Genomic DNA, 25,599 nt, shown 5'->3' with positions numbered 1-25,599 from the left:
GTTTCGCAACGTGGTGTTACCGGCTGTGACCTTGTTTCCTTAGGGGCGCAAGGGCTTTGCTGCTAGCATTCAAGTAACTTATTAACAGTCCGGCGAAAAAACGTTGGGGGATTCGCGTCGTGGGAATACTTGACGTACTGATGGGCCGAAAACATCCGCCCATGATTGGTTTGGATATCAGTTCGTCCAGCGTCAAATTGGTGGAGTTGGGCCAAGCGGCCAACGGCGACATGGTGCTGGAACGTTTTGCCACCGAGCCTTTTGAAAAGGGCTGGATCACCGATGGCCAAATCGAGAAATTCGATGAAGTGGCCGATGCGGTGCGTCGCGTCGTCGCGCGCAGCGGCAGCCGTACCCGTGACGCGGTGCTGGCCATGCCCCAGTCCGCCGTGATCACCAAGAAGATCATGTTGCCGGCAGGTCTGCGGGACGAAGAGCTGGAGATTCAGGTCGAGGCCGAGGCCAATCAATACATTCCCTTCTCACTGGATGAAGTTAGCCTGGATTTCTGCGTGATCGGACCCAGCCCGACTTCGGTGGGCGATGTGGAGGTCTTGATCGCGGCCTCGCGCAAAGACCGCGTGCAAGACCGCCAGGGTCTGGCCGAAGCAGCAGGTTTGCGTCCGGTGATTCTGGATATCGAGTCGCATGCATCGCGCATGGCCATGGGCCGATTGATTGCCAACTTGCCCAATGAGGGCAAGGATGCGTTGGTGGCGCTGTTTGAAATTGGTGCCGACACCACCAGCCTGAAGGTTCTGCGTGACGACGAAATGCTTTACGACCGCGATCAGGCGTTTGGGGGTTCGCAACTGACCCAACTGATTTCGCGCCAATATGGTTTTTCATTCGAAGAGGCTGAGCAGAAGAAGTTGGCCAATGATTTGCCGGAAGACTTCGCAAGTGCCGTGCTGAATCCCTTCGTGGACAGCCTGTCGCAAGAAATCGGCCGGGCTTTGCAGTACTTCTTCACCAGCACGCCGCATCACAAGGTGCACTATGTGATGCTGGCTGGAGGCACGGCCACCTTGCCGGGTCTGAAGGAGCGAGTCACCGAGTTGACTGGCTTTGCCTGCATGGTGGTCAACCCTTTTGAGAACATGGCGCTGGGTTCTGCCATTCGCGAGCCCAAACTGCGCCGTGAGGCGCCGGCCTACCTGACCGCCTGCGGCTTGGCCATGCGGAGGTTCTTCCAGTGATCCTGATCAACCTGCTTCCCTACCGGGAAGAGAAACGCAAGCGGCGCAAGGCGCAGTTCTTTGTGGGCTTGGGCGCCGCCGCTTTGGTGGGCGCCGGCTTGGTGGCCTTGACTTATGCCTTGCTTCAGCACTGGACGTCTGAGCAACAAAGCCGAAACCAATACCTGAGCCTGGAAATTGGCCGCTTGGACAACCAGATCAAAGACATTGCCAATTTGAAGGCCGAGATCGAGTCGCTCAAATCGCGCCAACGCGCAGTAGAAGACTTGCAGACGGATCGCAACACGCCGGTGCAATTGCTCAATGAATTGGCGCGCCACACGCCCGAGGGCGTCTATCTGACCGCCATCCGGCAGGCCGACAAAGTCGTCACGATTAACGGCATTGCGCAAACCAATGAGCGTGTTGCCGAGCTCTTGCGCAACACCTCTCGCTCTTCTGAGTGGCTGGAAAAGCCTGAACTGGTGGAAATCAAGGTGGCAAACCTGAGTACCAGTGGGCGTGATCAAAAGCGACTGCTCGACTTCTCTATGCGCGTCACGATCAAAGATCCGAACCGTGAAGCCAGCGATGTCCCGGGCAAACCTGGAGCTGCGGCCTCGGGTGTAGCCGGCAATTCGCGGGCTGCTGAAGCCAACAAGTCCTGAAGGCAAGTATGGCGACCAAGGCAATATCTATCAATTTCGACCTCAACGGCTGGTTTGAGGGCGTGGCCGATCAGTTCCGTGGCCTGAATCCCAATGAGCCGGGCCAGTGGCCCTTGTTGCCTAAGCTGGCGGCTTTTTGCGCTTCGGCGGTGTTGGTGATGGTGCTGGGCTGGGTGTTCTTGCTGTCCGATGTGCAGTCGGCTCTGGACGCAGAGCGGGCTCGTGAACCTGTACTCAAGCAAGACTTCAGGGGCAAGCTGGCGCAGGCCGTCAACCTGCCTGAGTTGCGTAAGCAAAAGAGTCAGGTTGAGGAATACGTGACTCAGCTGGAAAAGCAGTTGCCCGGCAAGGCCGAGATCGACGCGCTGTTGTCTGACATCAACCAAGCCGGCTTGGGCCGTGGCTTGCAGTTCGAGTTGTTCCGCCCGGGCCAAGAACAGCGCAAAGACTATTACGCTGAGCTGCCGATTTCTCTGCGCGTGTCGGGCCGTTATCACGACATTGGCGCCTTCGCGGCGGATGTGTCGAATTTGTCTCGCATCGTGACTTTGCACAACCTGAGCGTGGTGACGCCGACCGGCAAAGATGCCAATAGCGGCAATCTGAGCATGGAAGCGACCGCTCGAACCTACCGCTATTTGGATTCGGTCGAAGTGGCCGATCAGAAGAAGACGGCGGCCAAGGCTGCTGCAGGAGCGAAGAAGTGAAGCCGCTGAATGTAGGCGTCATGCTGCTAGCTGCCACCCTGCTGGCGGCCTGTGCCGACGAAACCAATGAGCTCAGCCAATGGATGGAGCAGCAGCGCCGCGAAGCGCGCGCCACCATCACGCCGCTGGTGCCGCCAAAGAAGTTCTTGCCGCAGCCCTATGAAGCTGCTGCGGGCGTGGATCCCTACAGCACCCAAAAGCTCAGCGTTGCGGTCAAACAAGAGGCGGCGCAACCCAACTCATTGTTGAGTGCCGAGATGAATCGCCGGCGCGAGCCGCTTGAAGCCTACCCCCTGGACAGCATGGCCATGGTCGGCAGCATCACCCGCTCGGATCAACGCTATGCCTTGCTGCGAGCCGATAACTTGCTTTATCAGGTCAAGTCTGGCGACCATCTGGGTTTGAATTTTGGACGCGTGATGAAGATCACAGAAACAGACATCACCCTGCGGGAAGTCGTGCAAGACGCGGCGGGCGAATGGATTGAACGCACCAGTACCCTCCAGCTTCAGGAGCAGGGACGATGATGAAACAATTGCAGGAGACTTCAGGCATGGGCCAATTCGGCAGGGGCCAGTTTTGGCGCGCAGCGGGTTTGAGCTTGGTTCTATCGCTGGGCTTGTTTGCCGCCGGTTCGGCCATTGCTCAAACCGCTATCCGTTCGATCAATAGCGTGCAGCAAGCCGGCGTCGAAGTGGTGCGGATTGAGATGTCGCAACCTTTGACTGAGTTGCCCAAGGGCTTCACCGTGCAGTCGCCGCCGCGCATTGCGATTGACCTGCCCGGTGTGGTGAACGGCATTGGCCGCTCCTTGGTGGAAATCAATCAAGGCAATCTGCGTTCCGCCAATGTGGCTCAAGCGGGCGAGCGGACCCGCGTGGTCTTGAATCTGCGCCAGCCTTCGGGCTTCAAGGCCGAGATTCAAGACAATGCCTTGTTGTTGGTGTTGGAGACCGCGCCGGGCGCAACCCCCTCGGCGGTCGCAACTGCACCTCAAGGTGCCAATGAGCCGGTCCACTTTGCGCCGAGTTTGAATGCCGAGTTGCAATCAATCCGCGACATTGACTTCCGTCGCGGCCAGGACAGCGCCGGCCGCATTGTGGTCAGCCTGCCCAGCAATCAAGTCGGCGTCGATATTCAGCAGCAAGGCCAAAACTTGGTGGTGGAGTTCTTGCGCTCCAGCGTGCCTGCGAGCCTGCGCCGCAAGCTTGATGTGTCTGACTTTGGTAGCCCGGTGCAATCCATCTCGACGACTCAGGTGGGTGATCGGGTTCGCATGATGATAGAGCCCAAGGGCGCCTGGGAGCACAGCGCCTACCAAAGTGATAACCAGTTCGTGCTGGAAGTGCGCCAGCAAAAGTTGGATCCCAATAAATTGGTGGCCGGCCCAGGCTACGCGGGTGACAAGCTGTCGCTGAACTTCCAGAACATTGAAGTGCGCGCTTTGCTGCAGGTGATTGCCGACTTCACCAATTTCAACGTGGTCACCAGTGACACCGTCACCGGCAACGTGACGCTGCGCCTGAAGGATGTGCCCTGGGATCAGGCTTTGGACATCATCATGCAAGCCAAGGGCTTGGGTCTACGCAAGTCCGGCAATGTGCTGTGGATTGCACCCAAGGACGAACTGGCCGCGAAAGAGAAACTGGATTTGGAGTCCAAGGCTCAGATTGCGCAGCTGGAGCCGGTACGCACTCAGTCGATTCAGCTTAATTACACCAAGGCTGAAGAAGTAGCCAAAGGCCTCAGCGGCCAGAATTCCGGCGGTAGCGCCGGCGGTTCGAGCGGCGGGGCACAGAACCCCTCGCGCATCTTGTCGCCACGCGGCAGCGTGATTTTTGAGACCCGCACCAACCAGCTGTTCGTGACCGATATTCCGTCCAAGCTGGAGGAAGTGCAGGCCATGATCGCCAAGATCGACATCCCGGTCCGCCAGGTCTTGATCGAGGCCCGCATCGTTGAGGCCGATGACAAGTTCGGCCGTGCCTTGGGTGTTAAGTTGGGTGCCAATGATCTGCGCGGACAGCAGGGCGGCATTCCCGGCTACCCGGTGGGTGGCGGCAACTACGTGGTGGCGGGTGGTAAGTACAACGGCGTGGGCTACAGCACCTTGCAATACCCGGTGAACGATTTTTCAAACACCCAGTTCATCAATTTGCCAGCCAATGTGTCCTCCGACAGTTTCGGCGGTGCTAACGCGGCCAATTTCGCTTTGTCGCTGTTCAGTGCCACGGCCAACCGTTTCTTGAATTTGGAGTTGTCTGCGCTTGAGTCGGATGGCAAGGGCAAGATCGTCTCCAGCCCACGGGTCATCACTGCAGACCAAGTGAAGGCCCTGATTGAGCAAGGTGAAGAACTGCCTTATCAAGTGGCCACGGCCAGCGGCGCGACTTCGATTCAGTTCCGCAAAGCCAATTTGAAGCTTGAAGTCACGCCTCAGATCACGCCCGAGGGCAATGTGATTTTGAACGTGGACGTCAATAAAGACAGTCGCGGCACGCTGACCCCTCAGGGTTTTGCCATCAACACCAAGCATGTGCAGACCCAGGTTTTGGTTGAGAACGGCGGCACTGTGGTCATCGGCGGCATCTTTACTCAGGACGAGCGTGAAGACGTTTCCAAGGTCCCGTTGCTCGGAGACGTGCCTTATTTGGGAAATCTGTTCAAGAACAAATCCCGCACGTCGATCAAGACAGAGTTGCTGATTTTCTTGACCCCTAAGGTCGTGAATGACCGAGCCACGGTTCGTTGACCTTAAGCAAGCCCACTTGCGACCCCCTTTTTCTGGCATGGCACTTAGTGCCTAGGAAGCAAAATCCACTGACACATGGGAGCGCCCGCGTCCTCGAGCGCCGGCAATGCAGGAGTTAGCAGAAATGAGCAGCAGTAGTAATTACATCGATAGATTCGGACGGCGCTTCGCGCGAGCCGTGTTTGCTGTATTGGTTTCAGCCACTTTGATCGCCTGTGGCGGCGGTGGCGGTGGAGATGCGGGCAAGCCGATTTTTCAGGACCCGAATAACGGAACGACGACACCGGCTGCCTTGGTAGATTTGGCCGTGGTGAGTGACAAAGCTTCCGTTCCCAATTCGGGACTTGAGAGCGTGACCTTTACCATCACCGCTTTGACTACAGGTAATGCTGCTTTGACTGGCGTTGAGGTTCCCGTCACGGTCGAAGTGGATGCGGGCGCAGTTGTGACTCCCTCCGCAAAGGTCACCTCAAAAGAGGCCGGCAAGATTACAGCGGTCGTTCAGCTTCTGGACAAGACCAGTCGGACGGTCAAGCTCACCGTCAACAGTGGCCAAATCAAAAAGACAGCGACTTTTGACGTGGTTGACAGTGTGAACGGAAGCAAAGTCGCCGATCTGCGTTTGGTTCTAGATAAGACCAGCATTCCAAATAATGCCAGTGAAACAGTCAAACTGACAGTAACCTCTCTGGATGCAAATCGAAATTCGATTGGGGGCTCTCCGATTGTTTTTCAAGTCTTGGATATCTCCAGTGATGGCGCTGTTGTGAATGCTTCTGGGAAAACTTCTACTGACGCTATTTCTGGAGATTTAGTTGCAGATATTAGCTTGGGTTCGAATAGGAGCTCCCGGCCAGTTTCCATAAAAGTCATTAGTGGAACAGTGTCTCGCGAAGTGTCTTTTAACGTAATTGAGTCCGTTGCCGTAATTCCTAAAGCTAGCGTACTTACTCTGGCGTTAGACAAGAGTACCGTAGGGAACTCTGGAAGTGATACTGTTAATGTATTGGCGACCGCTAAGGATAGTTCGAACAATGCTCTGGCCGGGATTAAGGTAACCTTTTCGGTTGACCAGAACGCTGTGCTGGTTCCGGGGAATTTGGTCACTGATGGAAATGGGCAAGCTAAAGCTTCCGTATTGATTGGCGCTGATCGCGCCAACCGGACGATAACTGTTACCTCCACCAGCGATTCGTTGAAACAGAGTAAATCCTTTAAAGTAACAGGGGCGAAGCTTCAAGCCACACCACAGCCGGCGACCCTGAAGTCTGGCGAGGTGGGGGTGGTTGACTACACACTGACGGACGTGAATTCAAATCCGATGCCGGAAGTGGATGCGGTGGTGTATCCGCCTTCGCCAGCTGCGAGCCAGGCATTGAAGTCTGATTTGCAAGGCAAGTTCCGTTTGACGTACACGGCGACAGGTTTGGGTGCTGTCGATATTCGTGCTGAAGCGGGGGGCACTTCGGTGGTGAGTACCATCCAGGTGGATGGTGCCATTGCCGTCGTTCCCGCAGCAACCAATATTGCTTCTGCTACTTTTACAGCGGCGCCTTTGTCCGTTCCCGTCAATGCATTGGGTGGAACTGAAAATCGTGCAGAGTTGAGGCTGCTTTTCCGTTCGGACAAGAGTGAGCCCATCCCGAATGTCCGCGTTCGCTTGGGGTTTGGTGACAATATTGGTGGTACTGATGGCGATATCAGCTCTGGCAAAGACAAAGTCATCACTTCTGATGCAAGTGGCAATGCGGTGTCTAGCTTTATTGCTGGCCAACGATCGAGCCCAACTGACCAAGTCAAGGTCTATGCTTGCTATTCAAAAGATGACACGGTGGAAACAATTGCGACGTGTCCTGCCAGTCGAAAGTTGGTGGTGTCTCTGACCGTGACTGAGCAGCCGGTTTCCATTTCGATTGGTACGAATGAGTTGGTTTTGACCGGTGCCAGTAAGAATACCTATATGCAGGAGTTTGTGGTTCTGGTGGTTGACTCGGCAGGCAATCCTAAAGCTGGTGTGCAGTTGTCACCATTGGTTGATATGCCCACTTATCGTAAGGGCTACTATCTTTACGACAATGTAGCCAAAAAGTGGGTGAAGTTTGAGCAGGCAATTTGCCTGAATGAAGATAGTTCCGCTGGAATCGGTTTTAGAAATGGAACCATTGAGACTGGTGAGGATTTGAATGGCAACGGCCAGTTGGATCCTCGTAAGTCTGATATTTCCATCAGCATGGTCGGTTCGACGAAAACTGATGCGAACGGGGTGGCAGTGCTCCGAGTTGAATATCCTCAGAGTATGGGCAGTTGGACGGAGTTTTCTGTTCGGGTAAGTGCTACGGGGGTTTTGAGTCCGCCTGCCTGGACTGGCCGTTTGGCTACAGATGGCGACAATTTGGGAACGCTGAAAGGAACACCTCGTCTTTCTATCGTTCCTATTGAAATCATCAAGAATGAGGCGGATCCTCCATTCAGAATTAGCCCCTACGGTCAGAGTACCAATTGCAGTAATCCCAATTGAGTACGTGTGTCTGAGCTGAAGAAGGTCATCTCTCTTGTCGGCATGCCCGGCGGTGGTAAGTCCACCGTCGGACGGCAGATGGCGCGGCAATTGGGCATGCGCTTTGTCGATACCGACACCGAAATCGAGACGCGGCTCGGCGAGTCGATCAAGACTTTTTTTGATCGAAGTGGCGAGGCCGCGTTTCGTGATTTGGAGTCTGAAGTCTTGGCCGAGGTTCTTGCCCGGGAGGGTGAGTTGGTGTTGGCCACGGGCGGTGGCATTGTGCTGAGGGAGGCGAATCGCGAGCTCTTGCATCGGCGCTCCACTGTGCTGTATCTGCGCTCGACGCCCGAGGAGCTGTTTCGGCGTTTGCGCCATGACACTCAAAGGCCATTGCTGCAGGTTCGCGACCCCTTGGGCAAGTTGCGCGAGCTGTATTTGCAGCGCAACCCGCTTTATCGACGTTGCGCCCATTTCGTGCTTGAAACGGGGCGACCCTCGGTGCATGGCTTGGTCAATATGGCGCTGATGCAACTGGAGTTGGCGGGAATTGTTGACCCCAGTCGGGTAGCCGCGACCGTTGGAGCCGAGCCGAAGTTAGAGCCTCAAGTGGAGTGACTCCGCGATTCAATATCGATTTGGCTGCATCTCCTAACAGCCTGCTTGATTTGTTTCGGTGTGTTTGTCGGGAGTAGGTGTTCAATAGCCCCCGTACACTTGGGCTTATGAACACAGCGCCACAGACTTCCCCCAACTCGAGCTTGAATTCAACTCAAACGGTGCCGATCTCACTTGATGAAGGTCAGCGGGCTTACGACATCCTGATTGGCTCCGCGCTGCTGGAGGCTTCATCTTCCTGGCAAGGTTTGCCCAAGGCGCCTGCGGCATTGATCGTCAGCAATGAGACCGTGGCTCCGCTCTACCAGGAGCGCCTCAGAGCCCAACTCTTGGCGCACTATGCTCGGGTGGATGTGGTGCAGTTGCCGGATGGCGAGCAGTACAAGGATTGGGATTCTCTGAATCTGGTCTTTGATCATTTGCTGGCCAGCGCCTCTGACCGCAAGACTGTTTTGTTCGCCTTGGGCGGAGGGGTCATTGGCGATATGACGGGCTTCGCTGCCGCCATTTATATGCGGGGCGTGCCCTTTGTGCAGGTGCCCACCACTTTGTTGGCGCAAGTGGATTCATCAGTGGGCGGCAAGACTGCCATTAACCATCCGCTGGGCAAGAACATGCTGGGCGCCTTCTACCAGCCGGCGCGTGTAATAGCGGATCTGGATACTTTGGATACCTTGCCCCAGCGTGAGCTTTCGGCGGGCTTGGCCGAGGTGATCAAGTACGGCCCGATTGCAGATGCGGCCTTCCTAGCATGGATCGAAGCCAATCTTGATGCATTGCTGTCTCGAGACAAAGCGGCTCTCGCTTACGCGGTGAGGCGCTGCTGTGAGATCAAAGCTTGGGTGGTAGGGCAAGACGAGCGAGAGCAAGGGTTGCGTGCGATTCTCAACTTCGGGCACACCTTTGGCCACGCGATCGAGACCGGGCTTGGCTACGGTGAGTGGCTGCATGGCGAGGCGGTGGGCTGTGGCATGGTGATGGCCAGTGACCTGTCGGTTCGACTGGGATTGATGCCTGCCGAGTTTTTGCCGCGTATGCGCCGCTTGATAGAGCGTACCGGCCTGCCGGTGCAGGGGCCTCAGCTCGGGGCTGAGCGATATCTAGAGCTGATGCGAGTCGACAAGAAGGCCGAGGGTGGCGCGATACGTTTTGTCTTGATCGAGTCGCTTGGGCAGGCGGGCATGCATGCAGCGCCAGACGAGTTGGTTGCCCAGGTCTTGGCCAGCCACTGCGTTCCTTGATGCGCTGAATCGGGACTACCCTCTGATGATGCTTGCTCCCTACGCCTGTGACCCCGAGAGAAGCCGCGGGCGCCGGGTGTTTGAGCCTTCAGCGCCAACGCGTAGTGAGTTTCAGCGCGATCGCGATCGCATCATCCACAGCACCGCCTTCCGGCGCTTGGTCTACAAAACCCAGGTCTTCCTGAATCATGAGGGCGATCTGTTTCGAACCCGTTTGACGCATTCCCTGGAGGTGGCTCAGTTGGGGCGCTCCATCGGCCGCAGTCTGGGCTTGGATGAGGACTTGATAGAGGCTGTGGCATTAGCGCATGACTTGGGCCACACACCGTTCGGGCATGCGGGGCAAGACGTGCTGGACGAATGCATGAAGGCGCACGGCGGCTTCGAACACAACCTGCAGTCCTTGCGAGTGGTCGACAAGTTGGAGCAACGCTACCCCGCTTTCGATGGCCTGAATCTTTGCTTCGAAACTCGGGAAGGTATTCTTAAGCACTGCGCGCGTCGCAATGCCTTGCATTTGGAGCAGATCGAGCCAGGCGGCGTGGGCGAACGCTTTTTGCTTGGGCATCAACCTAGCTTGGAAGCGCAGCTCTGCAACCTGGCCGACGAAGTGGCTTACAACGCCCATGACATTGACGATGGCGTTCGCTCTGGCTTGCTCGACTTGGCGCAGTTGGAGACGGTGCCGTTGGTGCAGGGCTATCTGAAAGAAGCCTTGGTGGCCTATCCGGGCCTGCAAGGCAAGCGCTTGCTGGCGGAAACGATCAGGCGCATGCTTTCTGCTCAGGTCTACGACATCATCGACGCCACACGAGCTGCCCTGCAGGCTTCGGCTGTTTCGAGTGTTGAGGATGTACGTGGTTCAGCAGTGCTGGTAGTTTTCAGCCCTGCCATGCGCGCCGCCAGCACCGAGCTGAAACGGTTTTTATTTGCTCACCTTTACCGGCACCCGCAAGTCCAGGCGACGCGGCTCAGGGCCGAGCAAGTGTTGCGCGACCTGTTTCGTATCTATGCAGAAGACAGCACCCAATTGCCGCCGGAATATCGCGAGGCTTCTTCCGACGAAGGCTTGCACCGGGCGTGCGCCGACTACATCGCCGGCATGACCGACCGCTTCGCCATCCGCGAGCACCAAAGACTGACCGGGCTCGCGTTGTTCTAGGTTAACAAGTCATTCCACTTTTAAGATGGGGTCAGGTTCAATTTTTGCGCCCCAATCTGGGGCGAAGTGTCATGGCCAGACTTCCTCGCCTCGTGCTTGCCGGGCAAGCACACCACGTCATTCAGCGCGGCAATAACCGTCAGGCCATCGTTCTGAGTGACGTTGACCGCCAGCAATATCTGGCGCAACTGCGGGAATGCGCAGCCACTTTCAAGGTCGACATCCATGCCTATGTGCTGATGGACAACCATGTGCATTTGCTGGCTACCCCGGTTTCTGACCAAGGCATCAGCCAAATGATGCAAGCACTTGGGCGGCGCTATGTGGCTTGGTTCAATCACAAACATGGTCGCAGCGGCACGCTTTGGGAAGGGCGTTTTCGTGCGGGGCTGATCGATAGCGAGCGTCACCTGATGGCCTGCATGCGCTATATCGAGCTCAACCCTGTCAGGGCCGGCCTGTGTCCTGATGCGTCGGACTACCTTTGGTCCAGCTGCGCTCATCACCTTGGGCGACGCAGCGACCCCTTGGTGCATGACCATGCCATGTTCTGGGCTATGGGCAATACACCGTTCGAACGCGAAGCCAACTATCGTGACTTGCTGAACCAGGGCGTCGCTGAAGCCGACAGGGCGCAGTTTCATGATGCGGCGATGAAGGGGCGGCCCTTGGGGTCGCCGCTCTTCCTGAAATCTCTGGCTGAAAAGACGGCTCTGCCTTTGTTGCCCAGACCGCGAGGTCGCCCCAAGTTGGTGCCAATTGCACCTGAGTCGATCAGTAAAATTGACTCTGACCCCATTTAATTGCTTCGATCAAGATGTTTCAGTTTTTAATTGACTCTGACCCTATTTAATTGGGCTTGATGGAAAAGGACTGCCGAAGTAACCTCTAGGCCGTAACTGAATTACGTCGGAGAGTGCCATGAGCAGTGCAGCAGAGTTTCAAGCCGAGAAAGACGAACTGGCGGCCCAGGGCCTCTACCGTCCGCAGAACGAAAAAGACGCTTGCGGTCTGGGCTTTGTCGCCCATATCAAGGGTCAGAGGGCGCATTCCATCGTTCAGCAAGGTCTGAAGATTCTTGAGAATCTGGACCATCGGGGCGCGGTGGGTGCCGACAAGCTGATGGGCGATGGCGCTGGCATCTTGATTCAGATCCCTGACGAGCTGTTCCGCGCTGAAATGGCTTTGCAGGGTGTGGAGCTGCCGCCGCCCGGTGAGTATGGCGTTGGCATGATCTTTCTGCCCAAGGAACACGCCTCCCGTCTGGCTTGCGAACAAGAACTGGCCCGCGCGATCAAGGCCGAGGGTCAGGTCTTGCTGGGCTGGCGCGATGTGCCGGTCGATGCCGAGATGCCGATGTCGCCCACCGTGCGCGACAAAGAGCCCATCATTCGCCAGATTTTCATCGGCCGCGGCCCCGACATCATTGTTCCGGATGCCTTGGAGCGAAAGCTCTACGTCATCCGCAAGACGGCCTCCAGCGCGATTCAGGCGCTCAAGCTGACTCACAGCCGCGAGTACTACGTGCCCAGCATGAGCTGCCGCACCATCATCTACAAGGGCCTGCTGCTGGCCGACCAGGTGGGCAGCTACTACAAGGACTTGGCTGACCCGCGCGTCGTTTCCGCCATCGCCCTGGTGCACCAGCGCTTCTCGACAAACACATTCCCTGAGTGGCCGCTGGCTCACCCCTACCGCATGGTGGCGCATAACGGCGAAATCAACACGGTCAAGGGCAACTTCAACTGGATGCGCGCCCGTGAAGGGGTGATGAAGTCGCCGGTGTTGGGGGATGACCTGAACAAGCTTTATCCCATCAGCTTTGAGCATCAGTCCGACACGGCCACTTTTGATAACGCCATCGAACTGCTGACCATGGCGGGCTACCCGCTGGCCCATGCCGCCATGATGATGATCCCAGAAGCTTGGGAGCAGCATGAGCACATGGACCTGCGCCGCCGCGCCTTTTATGAGTACCACGCCGCCATGATGGAGCCCTGGGACGGCCCGGCCGCCATGGTCTTTACCGATGGCCGCCAGGTCTGTGCCGCGCTGGACCGCAATGGTCTGCGCCCAGCCCGCTACTGCGTCACCGACGATGACTTGGTCATCCTGGCCTCCGAGTCCGGTGTGCTGCCGGTGCCTGAGAACAAGATCGTCAAGAAGTGGCGTCTGCAGCCCGGCAAGATGTTCCTGATCGATCTGGAACAGGGCCGCATCATCGATGACGAAGAGCTGAAGAACCAGTACGCCAATGCCCGGCCTTACCGCCAGTGGATCGAGAACGTGCGCGTCAAACTCGATGACATTGAGGGCGTCGAGGTCAAGCCCTTCAGCTTCAGTGCCAGCCTGTTGGATCGCCAACAAGCCTTCGGCTTCACCCAGGAAGACATCAAGTTCCTGATGGCCCCGATGGCCGCCACCGGTGAAGAAGCGCTGGGTTCCATGGGCAATGATTCGCCCTTGGCCGTGCTGTCTTCCAAGGACAAGCCGCTGTTCAATTACTTCAAGCAGTTGTTCGCGCAGGTGACCAACCCGCCGATCGACCCGATCCGCGAAGCCATCGTGATGTCTTTGAACAGCTTCATCGGCCCCAAGCCCAATCTGCTGGACATCAACGCGGTGAATCCGCCGATGCGCTTGGAAGTGTCGCAGCCGGTGTTGGACTTCAAGGACATGGCGCGCCTGCGCCAGATCGAAGCCCACACCCACGGCAAGTTCAAACCCTACGAGCTGGACATCACCTATCCGCTGGCCTGGGGGCATGAAGGTGTTGAAGCGCAACTGGCCTCGCTGTGCGCCGAATCGGTAGACGCGATCAAGAGCGGCCACAACATCCTCATCATCACCGACCGTGGCTTGAGCGACAGCCGTGTGGCCATCCCCGCGCTGCTGGCTCTTTCAGCCATTCACCATCATCTGGTGCGCGAAGGTCGCCGCACTACGGCCGGTTTGGTCGTCGAGACCGGCAGCGCGCGCGAGGTGCACCACTTCGCGGTGTTGGCCGGCTTCGGCGCCGAGGCAGTTCACCCCTATCTGGCGCTGGAAACTCTGGCCGAAATCGCCGCCGGCTTGCCGGGTGAGTTGTCGGCCGAGAAGGCCACCTACAACTACATCAAGGGCATCGGCAAGGGCCTGTCCAAGATCATGTCCAAGATGGGCATCTCGACCTATATGTCTTACTGCGGTGCGCAGATCTTCGAAGCCATCGGCCTGAAGAGCGACTTCGTCGAGAAGTACTTCCGCGGCACACCCACTCAGGTGGGCGGCATCGGCGTGTTTGAAGTGGCTGAAGAGGCCATCCGCCTGCATCGCGCCGCCTTTGGCGACGACCCAGTGCTGGACAGCATGCTGGACGCCGGCGGTGAATACGCCTGGCGGGCCCGTGGTGAAGAGCATATGTGGACGCCTGACGCCATCGCCAAGCTGCAGCACAGCGCGCGCAGCGGCAAGTACGACACCTACAAGGAATACGCCCAAATCATCAACGACCAAAGCAAGCGTCACATGACCTTGCGTGGTCTGTTCGAGTTCAAGTTCGACCCGAGCAAGGCGATTCCGCTGGATGAGGTGGAGTCGGCTGCCGAGATCGTCAAGCGCTTTGCCACCGGCGCCATGTCGCTGGGCTCCATCTCCACCGAAGCACACGCCACACTGGCCGTGGCCATGAATCGCATCGGTGGCAAGAGCAATACCGGCGAGGGTGGCGAGGACCCTGCGCGTTATCGCAACGAGCTCAAGGGCATCAAGATCGTCGCCGGCACTAAGGTTTCAGACGTGATCGGCAGCAAGGTCATTGCGGTCGACTACGAGTTGAAGGAAGGCGATTCGCTGCGCTCCAAGATCAAGCAGGTCGCTTCGGGCCGCTTTGGTGTGACCACCGAGTACTTGGTCAGCGCCGATCAAATCCAGATCAAGATGGCCCAGGGCGCCAAGCCGGGTGAGGGTGGTCAGCTGCCCGGCGGTAAGGTGTCTGAGTACATCGGCATGTTGCGTTACTCAGTGCCGGGTGTCGGCCTGATTTCGCCGCCGCCGCACCACGACATCTATTCGATCGAGGACTTGGCCCAGCTGATCCATGATTTGAAGAACGTCAACCCCAGGGCCGATGTGTCGGTCAAGCTGGTGTCGGAAGTCGGCGTGGGCACCATCGCTGCCGGCGTGGCCAAGGCCAAGGCCGATCACCTGGTGATCGCGGGCCATGACGGGGGTACCGGCGCTTCGCCCTGGTCTTCGATCAAGCATGCCGGCACCCCTTGGGAGCTGGGCTTGGCCGAAACTCAGCAGACGCTGGTTTTGAACCGCCTGCGTGGCCGCGTCCGTGTGCAGGCCGATGGTCAGATGAAGACCGGCCGTGATGTGGTCATTGGTGCGCTGCTGGGTGCCGACGAGTTCGGTTTCGCCACCGCGCCGCTGGTGGCCGAGGGCTGCATCATGATGCGCAAATGCCATCTGAACACCTGCCCGGTGGGTGTTGCCACGCAAGACCCCGTCTTGCGCGCCAAGTTCACTGGCAAGCCCGAGCATGTGGTCAATTTCTTCTTCTTCATCGCCGAAGAAGCGCGCCAGATCATGGCCCAGCTGGGCATGCGCAAGTTCGACGAGTTGATCGGCCGCAGCGACTTGCTGGACACCCGCAAAGGCATCTCGCACTGGAAGGCGCGCGGCCTGGACTTCAGCCGTGTCTTCCATCGCCCGGCCCTGGCTGCCGATGTGGCGCGCATCCACAACGATGTGCAAGACCATGGCCTAGACCGCGCCTTGGACGTCAAGTTGATCGAAAAGTGCCTGCCCGCCTTTGAGAAGGGTGAGAAGGTGCAGTTCATGCAGGAGGTGACGAATGTGCGCCGCACCGTCGGCGCCATGCTGTCCGGCGAGTTGATCCGCCGTCGTCCCGAAGGCTTGCCTGACCACACGGTCTTCATCCAGATGGAAGGCACCGGCGGTCAAAGCTATGGCGCCTTCCTGGCCCAAGGCATTACCTTTTATTTGATCGGTGATGCGAATGACTACACCGGCAAGGGCTTGTCGGGTGGCCGGGTGGTGGTGCGACCCAGCATCGACTTCCGCGGCGATGCAACGCAAAACATCATCGTCGGCAACACCGTGCTTTACGGCGCAACCCGCGGTGAGGCTTTCTTCCGCGGCGTGGCGGGTGAGCGATTTGCGGTGCGTCTTTCGGGCGCTTCCGCCGTGGTGGAAGGCACGGGTGACCATGGTTGCGAATACATGACCGGCGGCACCGTGGTGGTGCTGGGCAAGACCGGCCGCAACTTTGCCGCTGGCATGAGCGGCGGTATCGCCTATGTGTATGACGAAGATGGCCAGTTCTCTAAGCGCTGCAACACCAGCATGGTGGCGCTGGACAAGCTGCTGCCCGCGCATGAGCAAGAGGCCACCGTGGACCGCGCCATCTGGCATCACCTGGGCGACGCCGAGGCGCAGACCGACGAGGCCATTCTGAAGAAGATGCTGGAAGACCACCACCGCTGGACGGGTAGCGCGCGCGCGCGCCATCTGCTGGACCACTGGGCCGAGTCGCGTGCCAAGTTCGTCAAGGTCTTCCCGCACGAGTACCGGCGCGCTCTGGGCGAGATCCATGCGGCCAAAGAGGCCAGCGCCACCATCGAACACGCCAAGGCCCCGGCTGCAAAGCCGGTGAAGGCCTGATTTAGGAGCAACAGCTATGGGAAAAGTCACCGGCTTCATGGAATATGCGCGCTTGGACGAGGGCTATGAGCCCATCGGCGCGCGGGTCAAGAACTACAAGGAGTTCGTCATCGGCTTGAACGCCGATCAGTCCAAGCAGCAAGCCGCGCGCTGCATGGATTGCGGCACGCCGTTTTGCAATAACGGCTGCCCGGTCAACAACATCATTCCGGACTTCAATGATCTGGTGTATCGCGGGGACTGGGCCAATGCCATCACCATCCTGCACAGCACCAACAACTTCCCGGAGTTCACCGGCCGCATCTGCCCCGCGCCTTGCGAGGCGGCATGCACGCTGAATGTGAACGACGACGCGGTGGGCATCAAGTCCATCGAGCACGCCATCATCGACCGGGCTTGGGCCGAAGGTTGGGTCAAGCCGCAGCTCCCCAAAGTCAAGACGGGCAAGACCGTGGCCATCGTTGGCTCCGGCCCGGCTGGCCTGGCGGCTGCGCAGCAACTGGCTCGTGCCGGCCACAGCGTGACGGTGTTTGAGAAGAACGACCGGGTCGGTGGTTTGCTGCGTTATGGCATCCCCGACTTCAAGATGGAGAAGTCGCACATCGACCGCCGTGTGGTGCAGATGGCAGCCGAAGGCGTGGTCTTCCGCACCGGCGTGATCGTGGCCAATTTGCCGGAAGACTCCAAGGTCACCAACTGGGCCAAGGAATCGATCAGCCCGGACGAACTGAAGGCTCAGTTCGATGCTGTGCTCTTGACTGGTGGCGCCGAGAACTCCCGCGACCTGCCGGTGCCCGGCCGCGACCTGGCGGGTATCCATTTCGCCATGGAATTCCTGCCGCAGCAGAACAAGGTCAACGCGGGCGACAAGCTCAAAGGTCAGCTCCGCGCCGATGGCAAGCATGTGGTCGTGATCGGCGGTGGCGACACCGGCAGCGATTGCGTCGGCACCAGCAACCGTCACGGCGCCAAGAGCGTCACCCAGTTTGAGGTGATGCCACAGCCCCCCGAGGTGGAAGATCGCCCGCTGACCTGGCCTTATTGGCCGCTGAAGCTGCGCACCTCCAGCAGTCATGAAGAAGGTTGTGAACGCGAGTTCGCTATTTCGACCAAGGAATTCGTGGGCGAGAAAGGCAAGCTGACCGGCGTGAAGACGGTGCGCGTCGAGTGGCAGGGCGGCAAGATGGTGGAAGTGCCCGGCTCCGAGCAGGTCATCAAGGCCGACTTGGTCTTCCTGGCCATGGGCTTTGTGTCGCCGGTTGCGACCGTGCTGGATGCCTTCGGCGTCAGCAAAGACGCACGCGGCAATGCCAAGGCCAGCACCGATTTCACTGGCGGCTACAAAACCAATGTGGACAAGGTCTTCGCCGCGGGCGATATGCGCCGTGGCCAATCCTTGGTCGTCTGGGCCATCCGCGAAGGGCGCCAGGCCGCACGTTCGGTCGATGAGTTCCTCATGGGCAACAGCGATTTGCCGCGCTAAAGGCAAGCCGCCCAGTCCTACAGAAGCCACCCTCGGGTGGCTTTTTTCATGCCTTCGGTTTTCCGGCCCTGTTGCACCATGCTTGTTGTAGCAGTTCGTTACCAGTGCCTGTCCGTTGGTCGCAAGTGCCCACCCGCTCATCTGAGGGGGGCTGGAAAGTGTGAAGTCCTTCACATCCAATGGCGCGGCGGCTGCTCAGAATGTCACCAATCGCTGCGAATCCCGGGGTCTCCCCAGTCGCCTTTGCCTCACGGAGTTGCCGTCGCCATGAATACGCTGTCCCAATCCTCACCGAGTTTCTCTCCGTCCAAAAAGCTGAAGTCGCTGCGCAGTCGAGGCTTCACCCTGATCGAAGCCATGATCACTTTGACGATTGTTGGGCTGTTGGCGAGCTTTGCTTTGCCGGCCTATCAAGACAATGTGAGGCGAGGGCAGTTGCCAGAGGGCATTGCAGGCTTGGCCTCCTTTCGCGTCAAGATGGAGCAGTACTACCAGGACAACCGCCGCTACGGCACGGGCGCTTGCGCCGATGGTGCAAATGCGCCCGCTTGGAGCAATTTTGTGGATGCAGGCACGACCTACTTCACTTTCAGTTGTGCCTTGAGTGATGCCGGCCAAGGGTATGTTCTGACCGCCACGGGCTCCTCCGGCAAGGCGATCGGCCATGTCTACACCCTCAACCAAAACAATGCCAAGGCGACGACCCGCTACAAGGACGCTTCGGTGAATAAGGCTTGCTGGGTACTCAAAGGGAATGAGTGCTGATGGACGCCCTGCGCGCTCGCAGCGGGCCTGCGCTGCTTTCCTCGAGGCAAGGTGGCCTCACCCTGATCGAGCTTTTGGTCGCTTTGGCCATGCTGGGGATGGTGGTCTTTGCCGTCTTGCCCGAGGTGTCGAACTGGATGCGAAATCTGGCGGTGCGCAATGTGGGCGAGTCTTTGAAGGGCGGCTTGGAGCGCGCGCGTTTGGAGGCCTTGCGCCGCAACGGATCGGTCAGCTTTTGGCTGGTCAGTGACGCGAGCGAAATTGGTTTGACCAACAGCTGCCAGATCAGCAGTGAGGGCAGCTCCTGGGTGGTCAGTGGCCAAGATCCAAGCGGCAAATGTGCAAGCGCAGCATCGCAGGACGATGGCGCCGTTGTGATCGAAAAGTGGGCGTCTAGCGACGGTGGTCGTGCAGTCTTGGTTGAAGCCCTTGATGCCAATGGTGTCGGAGCCAACCGCGTCACATTCACCAGCTTGGGTCAACTGTCGACGGCCAATGTTTCTGCGGCTCGAATTGTGATCAAACACAGCGAAGGCGATGCCCGCGACTTGCGCATTGATATCAACCCCGGGGGCTCTGTACGACTGTGCGACCCCAATGTGGCTGCGAATGACCCGCGCCGTTGCTGATCGTGTCAGCGAGGGAAACAAGCAAGAAATGATGGTGAAACTCATGCGTACAACTGCATTCCACCGGCCCAATCGTCGCGGATCTTCCCAGCGAGGCATTGCCATCATTGAGGCCATGGTGGGCATCATGATTTTTGCTTTTGGCGTCTTGGGTTTGGTGGGGCTGCAAGCCACCATGACCAAGGCTCAGTCCGGCGCTAAGTTCCGTGCCGAAGCCATGAATCTGGGCAATGAGCTGCTCGGTACGATGTGGGCGGATGCACCGGCCAATCTGCCGCGTTACGTCACGGCTCAATGTGCCGGGCATGCCCCTTGTGCTGACTGGGATCGCAAGCTCAAGCGCATGCTGCCGGCTGCGGGTTCAAGAGTCATTTGGGATGCAGCTAATCAGCAGGTCCAAATCGAGATCACCTGGACGCGGCCTGGCGAAGGCAGCAGTCGTTATGTTGCCAGCGCCGTCATCAGCTGAGGGTTGAGTCATGAACCGACTAGATCGCATGAACACCCGGGCTCATCTCGTTTGTGGCGCCGTGCAATTGCGTACACAAACAGGTTTCAGTTTGATCGAGCTGATGGTGGGTTTGGTGATTGGCCTGCTGAGCACCCTGGTGATTTCCACGGTGCTGACGGCAGCGGAAGGGCAGCGTCGCGGCACGACTCAAGGTGCCGACGCCTTGATCACCGGAAGTTTGGCACTGCATGCAATTCAGCGTGAAGTGGCCGTGGCAGGTTATGGCTTTTCGAGCGAGCCGAATGCCATTGGCTGCGTGCTTGATGCCCGCTTTAACGGGGCTCCCGCAGCCATTGGTGCGGCCGCACCGGTGCTGCCGCAGGTCTTGGCCCCAGTGATCATCACACCGGGTGCGGCGGGGGCTAGCGACCAGTTGCGTGTTCTGTCCAGTTCCAAACAGATTTCCACCAATCCGGCGGCAGGTGTACCTCAAGTGGGCTTTGCCGTGGCGACCCGCACCGTGGCGCCCAATTACGCGGCAGGCGACACCTTTTACTGGGTCTATTCATCTTTGGGAACGGTTCCGGGCGATCTGATGGTGTCCGTGGTCAATACCGGCTCGAACTGCGAAATGTTTCAGGCCACCGGCCTGACGGCGCGAACCGTTCAACGTGCCACAGTGGCGCCTTGGAATAGCGCCGGCTTCCCAACTCTGGGGACCCAAGCGCCTTGCGTGGCGGGCCAAGGTTGTGCGCCCATCAATGCCTCGGGTAGTTTGCTGGTGAATATGGGGACTTTCAATGACTTGATATTTGCGGTTGATGGCCAGCAGCGCTTGACGATGAGCCAACTCAACACGGCGTTGATGACTCGCACGGTGAGCCAATTGCAAGGCGGCATCATGCAGATGAAGGCTCTGTATGGCTGGGACACTGACGGTGATGGATCGGTGGATACCTATAACGCCGTTACGCCCGCGCCCTTGGTGGGCAATCAGGGTATTTGGCAGAACTTGGTCGCAGTGCGCATCGCGGTAGTGGCTCGCAGTGCCCAGTACGAGAAAGAAGAAGTCACCTTCCGAAACCCGGTGTGGGATGTCGGTACTGCGGCGGCAGTTGCGGGCGCGGTGGCTTGCGGCGAAAGCATGTGTATGGAATTGAAGGTCGACGGTGCTGCCGACTGGAAGCATTACCGCTACCAGGTCTTTGACACCTTGGTGCCATTGCGGAATCAACGTTGGCATTCGGCCATCCCGGTCGCCGCACCTTGAATCCCGACTCTCGGTGGAACAAGGCTTGAGTTGAGGGATCTGTAGATGAACAAGCAATCAAAACGAAGCGTCGCTATGCACAAGCGCCATGCTTTGACTCATGTCAGGCAGGCGGGCGTGGCCTTGATCTTTGCCTTGCTGGCATTGGTTGCCCTGACCTTTGGTGCGGTGGCCTTGATTCGCGCGGTGGATACCAATGTGCTTGCACTCGGCAACTTGGCCTTCAAGCAGTCAGGCTTGACGGCGGGCGGGCGGGCGGCGGAACAGGCCATGACCTGGTTGGCTGCCAATATCCAAAACGGCGGTTTGGACAACGACCTCCCGGGCAACGGCTATTACGCCTCCTCTATGAACACTTTGGACATTGCGGCCCGGTCCGCTGACTCGGCCAATGTCCAGGCCCTAGTGGACTGGGACGACAACGGTTGTCGTGTCAATGGGCGGGATGTGGGTGAGCCTACCTGCGTTCAGGCCTCGCCCGCCATGCAAGTGGGTGAGGAGAGTGTCCGTTATGTGATCACTCGGATGTGTGTCGCTGCAGGCCCTATCGTTATGGATGATGGCTCCTGCGCCCGCCCTCCTATCCCTGACTTGATTTCTGGCTCTGACCGTGGCGGTGGCGGCGAAAGCTACGGCCAGCAACTCTCCTCGGACCAGGCCCCCGCCCCGTTCTTTCGCGTCATCACGCGCAGCCTTGGCGCCAAGGGCACGGTGACCTTCACCGAAACCATGGTTCATTTCTGATCCGCAAGCTTTTCACTCAGCGGGAGTTCCCATGCGAGTCTCTTCATTTTCTAAGCAACTGAGCGTTTCGGCGTCTTGGCTCTGCACTGCGGTACTGACTTTCGGTTTCAGCTCCGGGCATGCTGGCTTGACCGACATTTCGCAAACGCCGTTGATCACCGCTGGTGGCACGCCGGTCAAGCCTAATTTGTTGTTCATTCTGGATGACTCTGGAAGTATGGCCAGCAACTATCTGCCGGAAGAAGCGGATATGGGCACTCAGCGCTATGGATTAAATGCGGTGCAGTGCAATGGCCTGGCTTTTGATCCTTCGCAACCTTATCCACCTCCGGTCAAGGCGGATGGGAGTTCCAAAGGCAATCAGGCCATCTCTGCGTCTTTTGATGCTGACAGTTGGTTGGAAGTGAAGGACAGCAATAACTACGATTCACGGCGGCCATTGCAAGGCTCCAATCTGGTGAATGTGGCGGTGGGCTCGACGTTGGTCGTGAAGATCAATTTGAGCTCCCGCTCATCCAGTTGGTATGCCGTTGATCAGTTGGTCACCATTTATGACGACAGCAACAAGCAGAAGTGGATGATTGGCATGGTCAATGCCAGTTACAGCTCGTCCAGCAACAACTTGAGTATCAAGATCGTGGCGACCTCCGGCAGCCACACGCTGAGCACGCCGTATGTGGGCACCGGCCATCCGCATTTCGTTTACTACACCTATCCGAACTCCAGCAGCCGTTTGGCCTACTCATTCCTCTCTAACGGGAATGTCGACACCAGCACCAGTTTCTACACGGAATGCAATAGCGTCGTCGGCAAAGCTCCGGGGTCTGCGGTGTTCACCCGGCAGATCATGACGCCGACCGATCCAAAGGCACAGGCTTTTGCCAATTGGTATCGCTATTACAGCAACCGCATGGACATGATGAAGACCGTGGTCAGCCAGGCCTTCAAACAGATCGACGATAAGTTCCGCGTCGGCTACACCACGATCTTGAGCAAGACGGTGGAAGAGCAAATGGCTACGTCGTCCAACTCCATCAGTTGGTACACCAAATGGGGGCCAGAGGCGACCGACAAGATGTTTGTCAATGTGCGTGATTTCGATAGCACGCAACGCAACCAGTTCTACGCCTATTTGGATGCTACCGATCCTTCGGGATACACGCCCTTGCGCGGGGCCTTGTCGACGGCGGGACGCTATTTCGCCCGCCGCGCGCCCGGTCAAAGCACTGATCCAAAAAATGATCCCATGCAGTACTCCTGCCAGAAAAACTTTGCAATTCTGGCCACTGACGGCGGCTGGAATACCTATGCGGAGGTGACTTCGGGCACGAATCGGTATGGCGCCTACAAAGTCGATAACAACACCGTCGGTAACCAAGACGGTGCTGCTGACCGGCCCATGCGTGATGGCACGGGCACGACGGCCGGAGCTTCGAGCAACTCATTGGCGGACGTTGCTTATTACTACTACAACACCGATCTGCGGCCGACGGGCTCTAACTATTGCACGGGCTCCATGGGTGTCGACGTATGCGACGACACCATCGTGCCCTTGCAGCGCATGACCACCTTCACCATGAGCTTGGGGCAGAGCGGCAGAATCAAGTTTGACCCAAACTATCAGAAGCAAACCTCGGGCGACTTTTTTGAGATCAAACAGGGAACCAAGCAATGGCCCACGCCAGTGGCGGGTTCTACCAGTACTTCGCCGGCCCATGTGGATGATCTCTGGCACGCTGCCGTCAATGGTGGAGGTTTGTTCTTTAACGTGGCTGACCCAAATGCGGTAACCCAGGGCTTGAAGACAGCGTTGACGGAAATCTCCAAGGAAAACGCCTCTGGTTCGACAGCTGCAGCGAGTACCTTGAGACCGGTCGCGGGTGATAACCAGGTCTTTGTCGCAGGCTTCACTTCTGGCATCTGGGTTGGTGACCTGAAGGCCTATCGCCTCGATGTCGAGACCGGCAATCCCTTGATGATGGATTCGAACGGCAAGGATCTCGCGGAATGGAGTGCCACGGCGTTACTCAAGACCAATAGCAATCGCAAAATTTACTACGCCAATTCGGCCAAGGTCTTGCGCGAGTACACCTATAGCAATTTGGACAGTGACGGACTGAAGACTGAGGTCGACGGGCAGTGCAGCAAGCTATCGCAATGTGTGCTTTTGTCCGACAGCGACAAGGCGATCGCCAACGACGGCAAGAAATTGGTGCCCTATTTGCGGGGCACCGAGACCTCTCCATTCCGCACGCGGGACGGTGTGTTGGGGGACATCGTGGGCTCCGGCCCGATGTATGTCAGCGCGCCTCGGGCCAATCTGAACGACGCCAGCTACCAGGCCTTTCAATCGGCGAACAAAACCCGGCGAGCCGTGGTGTATGTCGGGGCCAACGACGGCATGCTTCATGCGTTCGACGCTTTGACAGGTGCAGAGTTGTGGGCCTTCATCCCGTCGGCCGTGCGGGCCAATATGTACAAGTTGGCGGATGCAAATTACAGCGACAAGCATCAGTTCTATGTCGATAGTTCGCCGATCGCTGCAGACGTCTATTCAGCCGGCACCGGTTGGCGCACGATTCTGATCGCCGGCATGGGCGCAGGGGGCAAGAGCTATGTGGCGCTGGACATTACCAACCCCGCTGCGACGCCGACCTTGCTGTGGGAATTCACCGATTCGAACTTGGGTTTGACTTACGCGCGGCCGACCATCGTGAAGCGCAAATCCGGTGAATGGGTGGTGGTCTTTCCCTCGGGCTACAACAATGTCGGCGATGGCAAGGGCCGGATGTACACCCTCAATGCTCTTACCGGGCTGCGCAGCGCCCCGGATGTTGTAACGAGTGCAGGGGATGCATCGACTCCCAGCGGACTTGGGCCGATTCGAGCTTGGCAAAACAAGGTGGGGGACGCCACAGCTGAGCGCTTTTACGCCGGGGATACTCTGGGCAACCTCTGGCGTATCGACATCGATGGAGTTCAAGAGCCCAAGAATGCAGCTTTGCTGCTGGCGACATTGGAAAACGCTGACGGCAAGCCTCAGCCCATCACCACGGTGCCGCAGTTGACCAAGATCGACCAGAAGGGCTTCATCACTTCAGCTGTTTTGGTGGGTACGGGGCGAATGTTGGGGACCACCGATATGAGCGACAAAACCGTGCAAAGCATTTACGGCATCCGAGACAGCTTGAGTGCCGTCGGACTCGGCAAGGTCCGACCCAGTTTGGTCCAACAAACTTTGAGTAGCGCGAATGGTGGTTCCAACCGTACCCTGACCAAAAACGTGGTCGACTGGAGCAGCAAGAATGGATGGTTTTTGGACTTGCCCGACGCGGGCGAGCGGATCAACGTCAATATGCAGATGATCGGCAGCACCTTGGTGGCGGGCTCGAATGTGCCTCTGAGCTTGGCCTCCTGCACCACAGGAGATGGTTATGGCTGGCTCTACACCTTGGATGTGGCCAATGGCTCCAATGTCAGCCAATACGCCGCCGTGAAGGTTACTGGCTCCATGATTGCGGGCTTTACGGTGACCAGCAAAGGCGCGTTGACGACGCTCACCAAGAAGCCACTGATCAACATCGGGGTGAGCCCGAAGAAGGTCTTTTTGGAGAAGGCCAACAAGACCTCTTGGCGGGAAGTGACGGGTCGATGACCTCGGCGCGACGCTAGATCTGCAGGGAAAAGCCACGAACGGCCGCCGATAGGCGGCCGTTCTGCATCAACCCAGTGTTTCCCCTATGATGTGCCCTTTTGGAATT

General features: G+C 58.1%; 18 protein-coding genes. All 18 read left to right on the top strand.

Annotation, left to right across the window (positions count from 1 at the left end):
• Positions 1-161: 161 nt before the first annotated feature.
• Positions 162-1,199, top strand: a complete 1,038-nt coding sequence (locus tag LNV06_RS09695; protein ID WP_411970094.1) for a pilus assembly protein PilM — start codon at positions 162-164, stop codon at positions 1,197-1,199.
• Positions 1,196-1,846, top strand: a complete 651-nt coding sequence (locus tag LNV06_RS09690; RefSeq protein WP_263538038.1) for a PilN domain-containing protein — start codon at positions 1,196-1,198, stop codon at positions 1,844-1,846. Before LNV06_RS09695 ends, LNV06_RS09690 begins: the two co-directional genes overlap by 4 nt.
• A gap of 8 nt (positions 1,847-1,854) precedes the next feature.
• Positions 1,855-2,553 (top strand): type IV pilus inner membrane component PilO, encoded by a 699-nt coding sequence (locus LNV06_RS09685; protein ID WP_263538037.1) that lies wholly within the window; start codon positions 1,855-1,857, stop codon positions 2,551-2,553.
• 20 nt (positions 2,554-2,573) lie between these two features.
• The gene (locus LNV06_RS09680; protein ID WP_263538346.1) at positions 2,574-3,080 is read left to right on the top strand and encodes a pilus assembly protein PilP; all 507 of its coding nucleotides are present in this window, start codon (positions 2,574-2,576) and stop codon (positions 3,078-3,080) included.
• On the top strand, positions 3,080-5,305 hold the full coding sequence (locus tag LNV06_RS09675; protein ID WP_411970104.1) for a type IV pilus secretin PilQ: 2,226 nt from the start codon (positions 3,080-3,082) through the stop codon (positions 5,303-5,305). Before LNV06_RS09680 ends, LNV06_RS09675 begins: the two co-directional genes overlap by 1 nt.
• A gap of 124 nt (positions 5,306-5,429) precedes the next feature.
• Positions 5,430-7,823, top strand: coding sequence for an Ig-like domain-containing protein (locus LNV06_RS09670; RefSeq protein ID WP_263538035.1), 2,394 nt, complete (start codon positions 5,430-5,432; stop codon positions 7,821-7,823).
• A gap of 15 nt (positions 7,824-7,838) precedes the next feature.
• Positions 7,839-8,423: a shikimate kinase gene (locus tag LNV06_RS09665; RefSeq protein WP_263538345.1), complete on the top strand. Its 585-nt coding sequence runs from the start codon at positions 7,839-7,841 to the stop codon at positions 8,421-8,423.
• 107 nt (positions 8,424-8,530) lie between these two features.
• Complete coding sequence (gene aroB, locus LNV06_RS09660) at positions 8,531-9,664, top strand: 3-dehydroquinate synthase (RefSeq protein ID WP_263538034.1); 1,134 nt, start codon at positions 8,531-8,533, stop codon at positions 9,662-9,664.
• Complete coding sequence (locus LNV06_RS09655; RefSeq protein ID WP_411970093.1) at positions 9,609-10,826, top strand: deoxyguanosinetriphosphate triphosphohydrolase; 1,218 nt, start codon at positions 9,609-9,611, stop codon at positions 10,824-10,826. The genes aroB and LNV06_RS09655 overlap by 56 nt, the downstream gene beginning before the upstream one ends.
• A gap of 71 nt (positions 10,827-10,897) precedes the next feature.
• Positions 10,898-11,629 (top strand): transposase, encoded by a 732-nt coding sequence (locus tag LNV06_RS09650; RefSeq protein WP_263538032.1) that lies wholly within the window; start codon positions 10,898-10,900, stop codon positions 11,627-11,629.
• Between the two features lie 118 nt (positions 11,630-11,747).
• Positions 11,748-16,496 (top strand): glutamate synthase-related protein, encoded by a 4,749-nt coding sequence (locus tag LNV06_RS09645; RefSeq protein WP_263538031.1) that lies wholly within the window; start codon positions 11,748-11,750, stop codon positions 16,494-16,496.
• A gap of 16 nt (positions 16,497-16,512) precedes the next feature.
• Positions 16,513-17,979 carry a glutamate synthase subunit beta gene (locus LNV06_RS09640; RefSeq protein ID WP_263538030.1) on the top strand — a complete coding sequence of 489 codons (1,467 nt, stop codon included), beginning with the start codon at positions 16,513-16,515 and terminating at the stop codon, positions 17,977-17,979.
• A 267-nt stretch (positions 17,980-18,246) separates the two neighbouring features.
• Positions 18,247-18,744 (top strand): type IV pilin protein, encoded by a 498-nt coding sequence (locus LNV06_RS09635; RefSeq protein ID WP_318013468.1) that lies wholly within the window; start codon positions 18,247-18,249, stop codon positions 18,742-18,744.
• Positions 18,744-19,373: a GspH/FimT family pseudopilin gene (locus tag LNV06_RS09630; protein WP_263538029.1), complete on the top strand. Its 630-nt coding sequence runs from the start codon at positions 18,744-18,746 to the stop codon at positions 19,371-19,373. The genes LNV06_RS09635 and LNV06_RS09630 overlap by 1 nt, the downstream gene beginning before the upstream one ends.
• Positions 19,374-19,416: 43 nt before the next feature.
• Complete coding sequence (locus LNV06_RS09625) at positions 19,417-19,842, top strand: type IV pilus modification PilV family protein (protein WP_263538028.1); 426 nt, start codon at positions 19,417-19,419, stop codon at positions 19,840-19,842.
• Positions 19,843-19,852: 10 nt separating this feature from the next.
• Positions 19,853-21,094: a PilW family protein gene (locus LNV06_RS09620; protein ID WP_263538027.1), complete on the top strand. Its 1,242-nt coding sequence runs from the start codon at positions 19,853-19,855 to the stop codon at positions 21,092-21,094.
• 45 nt (positions 21,095-21,139) lie between these two features.
• Positions 21,140-21,838, top strand: a complete 699-nt coding sequence (locus tag LNV06_RS09615) for a pilus assembly PilX family protein (RefSeq protein WP_263538026.1) — start codon at positions 21,140-21,142, stop codon at positions 21,836-21,838.
• A 31-nt stretch (positions 21,839-21,869) separates the two neighbouring features.
• A complete protein-coding gene (locus LNV06_RS09610) occupies positions 21,870-25,493 on the top strand; it encodes a pilus assembly protein (RefSeq protein WP_263538025.1) in 3,624 nt (1,207 codons plus the stop codon).
• Positions 25,494-25,599: the final 106 nt, after the last annotated feature.

This window comes from Paucibacter sp. Y2R2-4, from assembly GCF_025717535.1.
GTDB lineage: Bacteria > Pseudomonadota > Gammaproteobacteria > Burkholderiales > Burkholderiaceae_C > Paucibacter_A.
Note: the sequence above shows the minus strand (reverse complement) of the source record. Positions and strands in the feature narration are given on the sequence as shown.